Raw genomic sequence first — 12,793 nt, forward strand, 5'->3', positions numbered from 1 at the left:
CGGGCGTCGCCCTCTCCCCCGCCGAACTGCGCGCAGCGGAACTCGACGGAGAACTCGTGCGGGTCGGCGATGCCTACCTGCCCATCGATGCGCCCGTCGGCGCCGTCGACCGGGCGCGATCACTCGCCGCTGCGCGACGCGAGACGCGCCTGTTCGTGCAGCGTCGCAGCGCGGCGTGGGTGTTCGGCTGGTGCGGCGAGCCCACCCGGCACTCGTTCGCGGTGTCGATCGGCTCGCGTGTTCCCTCGGGTACGCGCCACCGCACGGGGGCTCGCGAACTTGTCATTGACGACTCGGAACTGTGTCACGTCGGCGGCGTGCTCGTGACGACCCCCACGCGAACGCTGATCGACCTCGCCCGCGCCGAGGAATCGGAGTGCACCATCGCCGATCTTGCACGCATGATCTCACTGTCTGGCGTGAGCCTCGATGCCGTCCGCGGTGCCCTGAGCGAGGCGCGCCGCGCCCCGTTCGCCGTTCGGGCGCGTCAGCGCCTCTCAGCCGTTGCTGACGCGGTACACGTCATACACCGCGTCGATGCGCCGCACGGCGTTCAGCACGCGGTCGAGGTGAGTGACATCGCCCATCTCAAAGACGAACTTCGAGATCGCCAGGCGGTCGCGTGAGGTGTTGACGCTCGCCGAGAGGATGTTCACGTGGTGCTCCGAGAGCACGCGGGTGACGTCCGAGAGCAGACCGCTGCGGTCAAGCGCCTCCACCTGAATCTGAACGAGGAACACGCTCTTCGTCGTCGGAGCCCACTCGACCTCGATCATGCGATCGGGCTCGGTCAAGAGGCTCTGCACGTTCGTACAGTCGCCGCGGTGCACGCTCACGCCTTGACCGCGGGTGATGAACCCGACGATGGCGTCGCCCGGAACAGGCGTGCAGCACTTGGCGAGCTTGACGAGGATGTCGGGCGCACCGCGCACGAGAATGCCGGAGTCGCTCGTGCGCACGGGAGTCCGCGCGCGGTTCGGCAGGGTGAAGGGCTCGTCGTCCGACTCGGCCTCGACGTGCAGGGTGGAAAGGATCTTCTCGATGACCGACTGCGTCGAGACGTGACCTTCGCCCACCGCCGCATACAGAGCATCCACGGTTTCGTAGCGCAGCGTCGCCGCGACCTGCGCGATCGAGTCCTGCGACATCATGCGCTGCAGGGGCAGGTTTTGCTTGCGCATGGCCCGCGCGATCGCGTCTTTGCCCTGCTCGATCGCCTCGTCGCGGCGCTCCTTGGTGAACCACTGCCGGATCTTTGACTTCGCGCGTGTCGAGGTCACGAAGTTCAGCCAGTCGTGGCTCGGACCCGCATCGGGGTTCTTTGAGGTGAAGACCTCGACCGTGTCACCACTCGAGAGCGTGGAATCGAGAGGCACGAGGCGGCCGTTGACCTTGGCACCCATCGTGCGGTGCCCGATCTCGGTGTGCACCGCGTAGGCGAAGTCGACGGGCGTTGCGCCGGAGGGCAGCCCGATGACCTTGCCCTGCGGGGTGAAGACGTACACCTCTTTGGCGCCGATTTCGTAGCGCAGGGTGTCGAGGAACTCGCTCGGATCGGCTGTTTCGGCCTGCCAGTCAGAGATGTGCTTCAACCAGGCCATGTCGGTGTCATGACCGAGCGGAGAGCTGCCATCGGCCTTCGCACCGCCCGAGGCCATGCGCTCTTTGTATGCCCAGTGGGCCGCGACACCGAACTCGGCCCGCTGGTGCATCTCGTGGGTGCGGATCTGCAGTTCGACCGGTCGACCGCCGGGGCCGAAGACGGTCGTGTGCAGCGACTGGTAGAGGTTGAACTTCGGCGTGGCGATGTAGTCCTTGAAGCGCCCCGGCATGGGACTCCAGCGTGCGTGCACGGCGCCGAGTGCCGCGTAGCAATCGCGGATCGAACTCACCAGGATGCGCACGCCGGTGAGGTCGTAGATGTCGTCGAAGTCGCGACCGCGGTGCACCATCTTCTGGTAGATCGAGTAGTACTGCTTCGGCCGACCGGCGACCTGCGCCTTGATCTTCGCCTGCCGCAGGTCGGCATTGACCTCGTCGATGACCTGCTGCACGAACTTCTCGCGCTCGGGAGTGCGGTTCTTGACGAGGCTCTCGATCTCGACGTAGAGCTTCGGGTGCAACACCGCGAACGAGAGGTCTTCCAGCTCCCACTTGATGGTCTGGATACCGAGGCGGTGGGCCAGCGGCGTGTAGATCTCGAGGGTTTCCTGGGCCTTGCGCTTGGCCGAGTCGCTCTCGACGAAGCCCCAGGTGCGCGCGTTGTGCAGTCGGTCTGCCAGCTTGATAACGAGCACGCGGATGTCTTTCGACATGGCGACGATCATCTTGCGGACGGTCTCGGCCTGCGCCGAGTCCCCGTACTTCACCTTGTCGAGCTTCGTCACGCCGTCGACGAGCATCGCAACCTCGTCACCGAACTCGGCGCGCAGTTGGTCGAGTGTGTACTCGGTGTCTTCGACCGTGTCGTGCAACAGCGCCGCGGCAAGGGTCTTCACCCCGAGGCCCAACTCGGCGAGGATCTGCGCGACCGCGAGCGGGTGCGTGATGTACGGCTCGCCGCTCTTGCGCGTTTGGCCCTCGTGCGCCTTCTCGGCGACGCGGTAGGCCCGCTCGAGGAACGGAATATCGGCCTTCGGATGCTGCGCGCGTACCGTGCGGTACAGGGTCTCGAGGGCACCCGTGGGCTGGGCGCGCGAAAACAGGCGTGGCAGTAGCGAGCGCAACGGCGCTGCGGTCTGCGTCACCTCTGTCATCGCACCCTCCGAGGGCAGTCTACGAGGTGCGGCTGACGCTACCGGACCGCACCCGACTCCGGTCGCGGCGCCTTCTTACGCGTACCCTGCTTCTTCACCTCGGGCTCGTTCTCGCGCAGGTGCACGTAGAGCGGAGCCGCGATGAAGATCGACGAGAAGGTTCCCACGATGGTGCCGACGAACAGCGCCAAAGCGATGTCCCGCAGGGTTCCGGCGCCCAGGATCAGCGATCCGATGAAGAGGATCGCCGCGGTCGGAAGCACCGCCACCACGGAGGTGTTGATCGAACGCACGACGGTCTGGTTCACGGCGAGGTTGACCGACTGCGCGAAGGTGCGGCGCGACTCAACCCCGTCCTCGCTCGTGTTCTCGCGCACCTTGTCGAAGACGACGACGGTGTCGTACAGCGAGTACGAGAGGATCGTCAGGAACCCGATCACCGCTGCTGGCGTGATCTCGAAGCCCAGAGCGCCGTAGAGCCCGGCCGTGATCACGACGTCATGCACGAGAGCGACGAAGGCCGCGATGACCATCTTCCAGGTTCGGAAGTACAGCGTCATGACCACGCTGACGAACAGGAGGAACACCGCGAGGGCGATGATCGCTTGGCGCGTGATGTCTTGGCCCCAGGTCGCGCCGATAAACGACGAGGTGACCTGCTCGACCGGAACCTCAAAGGCCTCGGCGAGCTCCGCGCGCAGCAGGTTCGTGTCCTGCTGCGTGAGCTGGTCGGTCTGCACACGCACCGAATCGGTTCCGACGGTCGACACGCGCGGGTTTCCACCGACGACGGTGGAGTTCACGACATCGGTCGCGAGCTGCGTCGCCGCCGACGGGTCCTCGACCACGAGGGACGCCTGGGAGACGCGGAATTCAGAGCCGCCGCGGAATTCGATGCCAAACACGAAGCCGCCGCGCAGGGCCGTGGCCCCGATTGCGAGCAGGAGCAGAACGGCGGCGATCAGGTACCACGTGCGTCGTCGGCCAACAAAGTCGATCGACTTGTCGCCCGTGTAGAGACCATTGCCGAGGCGGGTGAGCATGCTCATCGGGCGTCCTTCTTTCCGGCCGTTTCAGCCTCAGCGGCCTTGCGCTCGGCGATCGTCTGTCGACGCTGCGCTTCGCGCGCGCTACCGGTGTTCTTCTTCGGCGTGGCCACGGGGGCGCGGAACTGGGCCCGGCCGCGGTAGACGGCGCCGAGCGCCTTCGGGTCGAGACCCGACAGCGGGTTACCGCTCGCGAAGAACTCGGTGCGCGCGATCAGGCGCAACATCGGATACGTCATCAGGGTGACGATGACGATGTTGACGAGCGTCATGATTCCGAGCGTGAAGGCGAAGCCGCGAACGTTACCGACGGCGAGCACATACAGCACCGCGGCGCCGATGAAGCTCACGACGTTCGAGATCAGGATCGTGCGGAACGCGCGCGTCCAGCCAGCCTCAACCGCGTTCGGTAGCGAGCGGCCGTCGCGCAGCTCGTCACGCACGCGCTCGAAGTACACGATGAAGCCGTCAGCGATGACACCGATCGAGATGATCAGACCCGCCACACCAGCCAGCGACAGACGGTATCCCTGCTGGTTCGACAGGTAGAGAATCACGAAGTACGAGAGCACCGCGGCAACCATGAGGCTCGCGATGATGACCCCGCCCAGGGCTCGGTACTGGAAGAGCGCGTAACCCATGACGAGCAAGAGGCCGATGACACCGGCGATGATGCCGCTCTCGAGCTGCGAGATACCGAGCGTGGCCGAGATGTTCTCTTGGCTCTGCAGCTCGAAGCCGATCGGCAGCGCTCCGAAGCGCAGCTGGTCGGCGAGCACCTGCGCGGTCTCCTGCGTGAACGATCCCGAGATCTGAGGCTGACCGTTGGTAATCGCGGCCAGGGTGCGCGGGGCGCTGATGACCGAGCCGTCGAGCACGATGGCGAACTGGTTCTGGATGCCCTGGAACGTGATCAGGCGTTCGGTGACGGTGCGGAACTGCTGCGTGCCGACGGCGTCGAACTCGATGTTGACGCCCCACTCGGTCGTCGTGACGCCCGTCTGCGAGGCGATCAGGCCGGCGCGGGCGTCGACGATGCTCGCGCCCTCGACCTCGACCGGTCCGAGGATGTACTTGACGATGCCGTCGGCGTCGCAGGTGACGAGCGGTTCGTCAACGGGGGCGACGTTGGTGCCGAGCTCGTCGAGAGCCATGCAGTCGACGGTGTCGAACAGCTCGCGCACCTCGGGCGTGATCCACGCCAAGTCACTCGCGTCGGTCGGGGCGACCGGCGGCGCCTCAGGGGCGTCCGTCTCGTCGGTTGCCGTCTCGTCCTCGGTGGTCGCCTCGTCGGTCGCGGCGCCGTCACCGGCTGCGCCCTCGTCGGTGCCGTTCTCGGCTGCGCCCTCGTCGGTGGACTCGTCCTCCGTCGCGTCGTCGTCCGTTCCTCCGATCGCCGAGTTCGACGCGGCGTCGGCCGCGAGCACGGGGCGGAACTCGAGCTTCGCCGCCGACTGGATACGGTCGATCGTCGACTGGTCGGGCGTACCCGGAATCGACACGACGATGTTGCGGCCACCCTGGGTGTTGATCTCGGCCTCGCTGACACCGCCGGCGTCGACACGCTGGCGGATGATCGCGACAGCCTGGTCAAGCTGCTCGGGTGAGACGTCGGCGCCCGCCTCGATCTGCGGTTCGAGGATCAGCTGCGTACCGCCCTGCAGGTCAAGGGCGAGTCGCGGAGTCCACTCCCCCTCGTTCAGCGCCACGCTCGCCGCATTCGCCGACACGAGGCCGACGATGATGACGAGCAGCCACACGAGAGAGCGCAGGGCTTTGCGCTCGGGTGTCGATCTAGCCACGGAGGTTACTCATTTCTCGGGGGTGGTGGAGCGGGATCGTCGTCCCGCCGCCCGGGTGCGCGTCGTCGCGCAGCGTTAGTCGTCGGTCTTCTTGCGCTCGGTCGGGTCGATGCTCGACTCGTTGAGGCGCGGCTCTGCGTCATCGACGACGGGCGCGTCCTCGGCCGGGTCCTCGACGGGCAGGTCATCTTCGATGACGCGCGCGAGGGTCTGTCGGTGCACGCGAATGGTGCTGCCCGGCGAGACCTCGATCGTCGCAATGTTCTCGTCTTCATCGATCGCGACGAGGGTTCCGAACAGGCCAAAGTTCGTCATGACCTCGGCGCCGGGCACCATCTTCTGCTGCAGCGATTCCATGTCGGCGCGGCGCTTGCGCGAATTGCGCACCATGAAAAAGATGAGCATGCCGAGCACACCCAGCATCACAATGGTCAACGGATCAAGCATGACTGCCTTTCGAGGGGGAAGGGAACGGCACGCACGGCAGAGCAGAGCCCCGCGGCGGCCTGCCGACAACTATAGGTCATCGATGAGACGCGGCTCGGGCGCAGGCGCACTGCGCCCCAGGTGCCGCCAGCCCTGCGCGGTGGCCACGCGCCCCCGCGGCGTGCGGGTCACGAGGCCCGAGCGCACGAGGAAGGGCTCAACGACCGACTCAATCGTTTCGGCCTCCTCGCCCACGGTGACCGCGAGGGTCGACAAGCCCACAGGCCCGCCGTCGAAACGCTCGACGATGGCCGACAAGACGGCGCGGTCGAGCCGATCGAGCCCGTGCTCGTCGACGTCGTAGAGCTCGAGGGCGGCCCGCACAGCGTCGTGATCGGCCGCTCCGCCGTGCACGAGCGCGTAGTCGCGCACCCGGCGCAACAGCCGGTTGGCGATGCGCGGAGTTCCGCGCGAGCGCCCTGCGATCTCGCGCAGAGCATCCGTCTCGATCTGAAGGCCGATGAGGCGCGATGCGCGCTCGATGACCTGGTGAAGCTCATCGGTCTCGTAGAACTCGAGGTGCGCGGTGAAGCCGAAGCGGTCGCGCAGCGGGTTCGGCAGGAGCCCCGCCCGCGTGGTCGCGCCGACGAGCGTGAACGGGGCCAGTTCGAGCGGGATGCTCGTCGCGCCGGCTCCCTTGCCGACCATGATGTCGACGCGGAAGTCCTCCATCGCGAGGTACAGCATCTCTTCGGCGCTGCGCGCCATGCGGTGAATCTCGTCGATGAACAGCACCTCGCCGGGCACGAGCGACGAGAGCACGGCGGCGAGGTCGCCCGCGTGCTGGATCGCCGGCCCGCTCGTCATGCGCAGCGGCCGCTCGCCCTCGTGCGCGACGATCATCGCCAGCGTCGTCTTGCCGAGCCCGGGTGGGCCGGCGAGCAGGATGTGGTCGGGGGCGCGGTTCTGCAGCTGGGCCGCGTCGAGCAGCAACTGCAGCTGGCGGCGCACCTTCTGCTGGCCGACGAACTCGGCAAGCGACCCGGGGCGCAATGCGCCCTCGAAGGCCAGGTCGTCGGCAGCCGCCTCCGGCTGCAGGATCTCGTCGCTCACGGGCGGCCCCCTGCCGGTCCGAGCTCGGCGAGCGCGAGCCGCAGCAGGGCGGGGAGGCCCGGCAGCTCGCCGTCGCCCGCGTCGGCGCGCGCGGCCTCGACGACCGAGGTTGCCGTCGCCACGGCGGTGCGCTCGGGCCAGCCGAGGCCGGTGAGCGCGGCCGCGAGCCCGGTGCGGGTCGCGGCGTCGCCGGCAGGCAGCGTCGGGGTATTCGCGGTGTCGGCGGTCGCGGGGGCTCCGGGCGGTGCGATGCGGCCCGAGAGCGACACGACGATGAGCTTGGCCGTCTTCGGCCCGATGCCGCTCACCTTCCGGAAGGGTGCGTCGTCGCCGTCGGCGATGGCGCGTGCAGCCTCGTCGGGGGTCATCGCCCCGAGGACGCCGAGCGCTGACTTCGGCCCCACGCCCGAAACACTGCGCAGCAGGTCGAACAAGCCGAGTTCGAGTTCGTCGGCAAAGCCGTACAGACTCATGTCGTCTTCGCGCACGATCAGAGCCGTGTGCAGTCGCGCGGTCTCGCCGACCCGCAGGGTCGCGGCGACGCGCGGGGTGATCGCGACGGCGTATCCGACCCCGTGAACGTCGACGACGGCACGGCTGCCGCTCACGGCGGCGACGGTTCCCTGGATGCTCGCGATCACCTCTCGAGCCTAGGCGCGCGGGAGGCGCGCTCCGCGTCGCGCCACGCACGCTGGGCGGGAGTGAGTCCCGTGTCGACCGTGAGTGTGCCGCCTGCGCCCGTGGCAGAGCCGGGTGCGCCACGCCACCCGTGACAGATCGCCAGCGCTAGCGCGTCGGCGGCGTCGGCCGGCTTCGGTGGGGCGTCGAGACGCAGAATGCGCTGCACCATCGCGGTGACCTGGCGTTTGTCAGCGCCGCCGTGCCCGGTGACGGCCGCCTTCACCTCGGTCGGCGTGTGGAGCGCGACGGTGAGGCCCCGTTCTGCTGCCGCGGCGAGCACGACGCCTGACGCCTGGGCGGTGCCCATGACGGTGCGCACGTTGTGCTGCGCGAAGACCCTTTCGAGGGCGACGGCGGTGGGCGCGTGATCATCGAGCAACGCGACAACGCCGAGCTGAATGCGCCGCACTCGCTCGGCCAGCTCGAGATCGGGGGCGGTGCGGATCACCTCGACCGCCACTAGCGTGGCACGCCGATCGGGCGCGATGTCGACGATGCCGACCCCGCAGCGGGTGAGCCCGGGATCGACGCCGAGCACGCGCAGCGTCACGGCCGTCGCTATTCGTCGTCGGCGTCGAGTTCGGCGCGCACCTCGGCGCTCAGCTGCACGTTCGTGTACACGTTCTGCACGTCGTCGCTGTCTTCGAGGGCGTCCACGAGGCGGAACACCTTGCGCGCCGTCTCGGCGTCAGCCTCGACCTGCAGATTGGGCACGAACTCCGCCTCGGCCGAGTCGTAGTCGATGCCTGCCTCCTTGAGGGCGTTGCGCGCATCCAGCAGCTGCGAGGGGTCGGTGATGACCTCAAAGCCGCCGCCCTGGTCGACGACCTCCTCGGCACCCGCCTCGAGCACGGCGAGGAGGATGTCGTCCTCCGTGACGCCGTCCTCCTTCGTGATCGAGATGACGCCCTTCCGGCTGAAGTTGTAGGCGACGCTGCCGGGGTCGGCCATCGTGCCGCCGTTGCGCGTCATCGCCGTGCGCACCTCGGCGGCGGCGCGGTTGCGGTTGTCGGTGAGGCACTCGATCAGCATGGCGATGCCGCCCGGGGCGTAGCCCTCGTACATGATCGTCTGATAGTCGACGGCGTCGCCCGTGAGGCCCGCTCCGCGCTTGACGGCGCGGTCGATGTTGTCGTTCGGAACCGAGGTCTTCTTGGCCTTCTGGATCGCGTCGGCGAGCGTCGGGTTGCCGGCCGGGTCGGGGCCACCGATCTTCGCGGCAACCTCGATGTTCTTGATCAGCTTGGCGAACGACTTGGCACGGCGGGCGTCGATGACGGCCTTCTTGTGCTTGGTCGTCGCCCACTTGGAATGGCCTGACATGCGGCTCCTCTACTCGGGGCGGTACCCGGAAAGTTTAGGGCAGGAGGTCTGACGCGACGCCGAGGCGACGCAGTTCCAGGTCGGCGAGGGCCCGGATGGTCGACCGGTCGCCCGCAAGGAGCGCAGCCCCCGGGTCGGGGTGAACCCGGCCGAGCGCGCTCAGGCGGGCGGTCGCGAGCGCCCTGACGGCAAAGGTCTCTGTCGACATGCCGGCGGCGATCATCCGTTGGGCGCCTCGGCGTCGCAGCGCGAAGCGCGCCCGTGGCCACACCCAGACGAGAGCGATGAGGGCAAGCAGGCTGAGCGCCACGATCCAGCCGGCGACGACGGCAGCCGTCTCGACCGTGTCGATAACCGCGATGCCGGCGTCGCTCACCGAGTCCCCGGCGCCCGCGGCAGCGTCGAGCGGTTGTCTGATCGCGTCACCGATCAGCGGGATACCGCCGAGGCGATCCCCCGCCGCGCTCAGCCCCTCGCTCATCGAACCGCCGGCGGCCTCCAGTCGGCGGCCCAACTCCGCGACGGCGCGGATCGCGGCGACCACACTCGATGTGATCACCACGACCGCGATGACAGCGAGCACGCCCGCAGCGTCCGCCGCGATCTGACGGGAGCGCTGCGACGGGTATGGCGAGTACAGCAGCATGCCGTCATGCTCGCGCTCCTGTCGCGATGCGACCGCGCGGCGCGCCGAGCACGGTGCTCAGGATGCGGCGCGCACCCTGTCGAGGAACCTCTCGTGGAAGCGATACTCGCCCGCGACCTCGGGGTGGAAGGCGGTGCCGAGCAATGGCCCCTGCTCGATCGCGACGATGCGACCGTCGTCGACGCGGGCGAGCACCTCCACGCCCGGGCCCACCCGCTCGACGACCGGTGCGCGGATAAACACGGCGTGCACGGGATGCTCGCCCAGCGCCGGAATATCGAGGTCGGTTTCGAACGAGTCGAGTTGCGTCCCAAAGGCATTGCGTCGGACGGTCGCGTCAAAGCCGCCGAAGGTCATCTGCCCCGCGATGCCGTCGACCAGGTCGTCGGCCAGCATGATGAGACCGGCGCACGTGCCGTAGACGGGCATGCCGCCGGCAATGCGCGCGCGAATCGGGTCGCGCACCTCGAAGATCCGCGACAGCTTGTCGATGACGCTCGACTCGCCGCCCGGGATCACGAGCCCGGCGACCTGCTCGAGGTCGGCAGCACTCTTGACGGGCCGAGCGTCGGCGCCCAACGCCGTCAGCGCGGCGAGGTGCTCACGCACGTCGCCCTGCAGGGCGAGGACGCCGACCGGCGGCGTACTACCAGCCACGCTCGGCGAGGCGGTGCGGTGCGGGCAGGTCGGCGACGTTGATGCCGACCATGGCCTCACCGAGTCCGCGCGACGCGTCGGCGATGACCGCCGGGTCGTCGAACGCCGTCGTCGCCTTGACGATCGCCTTCGCGCGGGCGACGGGGTCGCCCGACTTGAAGATGCCCGAGCCGACGAACACGCCGTCGGCGCCGAGCTGCATCATCATCGCGGCGTCGGCGGGGGTCGCGACCCCACCGGCGGTGAAGAGCACGACGGGGAGCTTGCCGGTCTCGGCGACCTCGCGCACGAGCTCGTACGGGGCCTGCAGCTCCTTCGCGGCGACGTAGAGCTCGTCCTTCGTGAGCGAGCGCAGGCGGTTGATCTCGCCCGTGATGGTGCGGATGTGCTTGGTCGCCTCGGAGACGTCGCCCGTGCCAGCCTCGCCCTTTGAGCGGATCATCGCGGCACCCTCGGTGATGCGGCGCAGCGCCTCGCCGAGGTTGGTGGCGCCACAGACGAACGGCACGTCGTAGCCCCACTTGTCGATGTGGTTGACGTAGTCGGCGGGGCTCAGCACCTCGGACTCGTCGATGTAGTCGACGCCGAGCGACTGCAGCACCTGGGCCTCGACGAAGTGGCCGATGCGGGCCTTTGCCATGACGGGAATCGAGACCTCGGCCATGATCTGCTCGATGAGGTCGGGATCGCTCATGCGGGCGACGCCGCCCTGGGCGCGGATGTCGGCGGGAACCCGCTCGAGCGCCATGACGGCGACGGCGCCGGCGTCTTCGGCGATGCGCGCCTGCTCGGCGGTGACGACGTCCATAATCACGCCGCCCTTCAGCATCTCGGCGAGTCCGCGCTTGACGCGGGCGGTGCCGGTTTCCGACGTGCTCATGAGGGGATCCCTTCGACAGATGGTGCGCCGGGGCGCACAACGGTGACGCTAACGTTCAGTTGGCCTAGGCCAAAAGATAGCATGGGGCAAACGCCGGTTCCTGACCCGCAACGGATGACGAGATGACGATTCAGATCACGGGCCGATCGGCCGCCGAGATTGCCGCCAGCGTGCGCGCACTGATCGAACGGGGCGTGCTGAGCCCGGGCGATCCCCTGCCTCCCGTACGCAATCTCGCGGACGAGCTCGGGGTGAACCGCAACACCGCGGTTGCGGCCTATCGTCAGCTCACCCAGGCCGGAGTCGTCGTGACGCGCGGGCGCGGCGGCACCCGCGTCGCCGACCGCTCCCCCGTCGCGCAGGAGGGCTTCGCGGCCGGCAGCGTGCTGCGGGACGTCGCCACCGGCAACCCCGACCCCCACCTCATTCCCGACCCGTCACGAGCCCTCGCCGGGGTCACGGGCCGACCCGTGCTCTACGGCGAACCGGTCATCGACCGAGAGCTCGAGAGCTGGGCGATGACGTGGCTGCGCGCCGATCTCGCGCCCACGGACATCCACCTCACGATCACGAGCGGCGCCGCGGATGCTGTCGATCGCCTTCTCGCGCAGGCCCTGGTGCGCGACGACGCCGTCGCGCTCGAGGACCCCTGCTTTCTGACCAGCATCCACACCGTGCGGGTGAACGGCTACCGGGCCGTCCCCGTGCCCGTGGACGAGGAGGGGATGACCGTTGCCGGCCTCAGCACCGCGCTGGAACAGGGGGTGCGCGCGGTCGTCTGCACCCCGCGCGCGCAGAATCCCACGGGAGCGAGTCTCAGCGCCGAACGTGCGGCCGAGCTGCGGGCGGTACTCGCCGACTACCCCTACGTTCTTGTCATCGAAGACGATCACTTTTCGATGCTGTCTCGGTCACCGTTTCGTTCACTGATCGGACCCGACCACAAGCGATGGGCGCTCGTGCGCTCGGTATCGAAGTTTCTTGGGCCGGACATGTGCCTCGCGGTGACCGCGTCCGACCCGGACACGGCCGAGCGGCTCGCGACCCGCCTCACCCCGGGCACGACCTGGGTCAGTCACCTGCTGCAGCGGCTGACCCTCTCGCTCATCACCGACGACACCGTCGTCGCCGACATCGCGCGCGCAGCCGACCACTATGCGGCGCGAAATGCGGCCTTCGCGCGCCGCCTCTGTGCGCAGGGCGTGCCCGCGACAGCGGGTGACGGACTCAACCTCTGGGTTTCCCTGCCGGTTCCCGCCCGCGACGTCTCCGAGCAGCTGATGCGGCGCGGCTGGCTCGCCCGCACCGGCGACGAATTTTCGCTCGGCGCCGTGCACACCGATCACCGTCTGCGGCTCACGGTGCACGACCTCCACGACGCTGACGCCGACCGTCTCGCCGCGGATATCGCGGCTGCCGTGCGTGCCGCGGGTGGACGCCTCATCGCACCCGACCTGGGATGA

At 68.6% G+C, this 12,793-nt stretch carries 12 protein-coding genes; 1 reads left to right on the forward strand and 11 read right to left on the reverse strand.

Annotated elements, in window-relative coordinates; all coding sequences use genetic code 11:
• Positions 1–497 precede the first annotated feature (497 nt).
• From ACK4SC_RS01530 to pdxS, 11 genes are all read right to left on the reverse strand, one after another.
• Positions 498–2,756, reverse strand: coding sequence for a RelA/SpoT family protein (locus ACK4SC_RS01530; RefSeq protein ID WP_409614171.1), 2,259 nt, complete (start codon positions 2,754–2,756; stop codon positions 498–500).
• A gap of 38 nt (positions 2,757–2,794) precedes the next feature.
• Positions 2,795–3,805 (reverse strand): protein translocase subunit SecF, encoded by a 1,011-nt coding sequence (gene secF / locus ACK4SC_RS01535; protein WP_409614173.1) that lies wholly within the window; start codon positions 3,803–3,805, stop codon positions 2,795–2,797.
• The gene (secD, locus tag ACK4SC_RS01540; RefSeq protein ID WP_409614175.1) at positions 3,802–5,604 is read right to left on the reverse strand and encodes a protein translocase subunit SecD; all 1,803 of its coding nucleotides are present in this window, start codon (positions 5,602–5,604) and stop codon (positions 3,802–3,804) included. Before secD ends, secF begins: the two co-directional genes overlap by 4 nt.
• A gap of 75 nt (positions 5,605–5,679) precedes the next feature.
• Positions 5,680–6,051, reverse strand: a complete 372-nt coding sequence (gene yajC / locus ACK4SC_RS01545) for a preprotein translocase subunit YajC (protein WP_409614177.1) — start codon at positions 6,049–6,051, stop codon at positions 5,680–5,682.
• Between the two features lie 69 nt (positions 6,052–6,120).
• Entirely contained in the window at positions 6,121–7,143 is a 1,023-nt protein-coding gene (gene ruvB, locus ACK4SC_RS01550) for a Holliday junction branch migration DNA helicase RuvB (RefSeq protein ID WP_409614179.1), read from the reverse strand.
• Positions 7,140–7,784 (reverse strand): Holliday junction branch migration protein RuvA, encoded by a 645-nt coding sequence (gene ruvA, locus ACK4SC_RS01555; RefSeq protein ID WP_409614181.1) that lies wholly within the window; start codon positions 7,782–7,784, stop codon positions 7,140–7,142. Before ruvA ends, ruvB begins: the two co-directional genes overlap by 4 nt.
• Positions 7,781–8,374 carry a crossover junction endodeoxyribonuclease RuvC gene (gene ruvC / locus ACK4SC_RS01560; protein WP_409614183.1) on the reverse strand — a complete coding sequence of 198 codons (594 nt, stop codon included), beginning with the start codon at positions 8,372–8,374 and terminating at the stop codon, positions 7,781–7,783. Before ruvC ends, ruvA begins: the two co-directional genes overlap by 4 nt.
• An 8-nt stretch (positions 8,375–8,382) precedes the next feature.
• The gene (locus ACK4SC_RS01565) at positions 8,383–9,147 is read right to left on the reverse strand and encodes a YebC/PmpR family DNA-binding transcriptional regulator (RefSeq protein ID WP_409614185.1); all 765 of its coding nucleotides are present in this window, start codon (positions 9,145–9,147) and stop codon (positions 8,383–8,385) included.
• Positions 9,148–9,181: 34 nt separating this feature from the next.
• Complete coding sequence (locus ACK4SC_RS01570) at positions 9,182–9,793, reverse strand: hypothetical protein (protein WP_409614187.1); 612 nt, start codon at positions 9,791–9,793, stop codon at positions 9,182–9,184.
• Between the two features lie 57 nt (positions 9,794–9,850).
• A complete protein-coding gene (gene pdxT, locus ACK4SC_RS01575) occupies positions 9,851–10,450 on the reverse strand; it encodes a pyridoxal 5'-phosphate synthase glutaminase subunit PdxT (RefSeq protein WP_409614188.1) in 600 nt (199 codons plus the stop codon).
• On the reverse strand, positions 10,440–11,330 hold the full coding sequence (gene pdxS / locus ACK4SC_RS01580; protein ID WP_096421327.1) for a pyridoxal 5'-phosphate synthase lyase subunit PdxS: 891 nt from the start codon (positions 11,328–11,330) through the stop codon (positions 10,440–10,442). The genes pdxT and pdxS overlap by 11 nt, the downstream gene beginning before the upstream one ends.
• A 122-nt stretch (positions 11,331–11,452) precedes the next feature.
• Here pdxS and ACK4SC_RS01585 point away from each other — a divergent pair, with 122 nt between their 5' ends.
• Positions 11,453–12,793: an aminotransferase class I/II-fold pyridoxal phosphate-dependent enzyme gene (locus tag ACK4SC_RS01585; RefSeq protein WP_409614190.1), complete on the forward strand. Its 1,341-nt coding sequence runs from the start codon at positions 11,453–11,455 to the stop codon at positions 12,791–12,793.

The sequence above is a fragment of the Microcella sp. genome, from assembly GCF_046293215.1.
Lineage (GTDB): Bacteria > Actinomycetota > Actinomycetes > Actinomycetales > Microbacteriaceae > Microcella.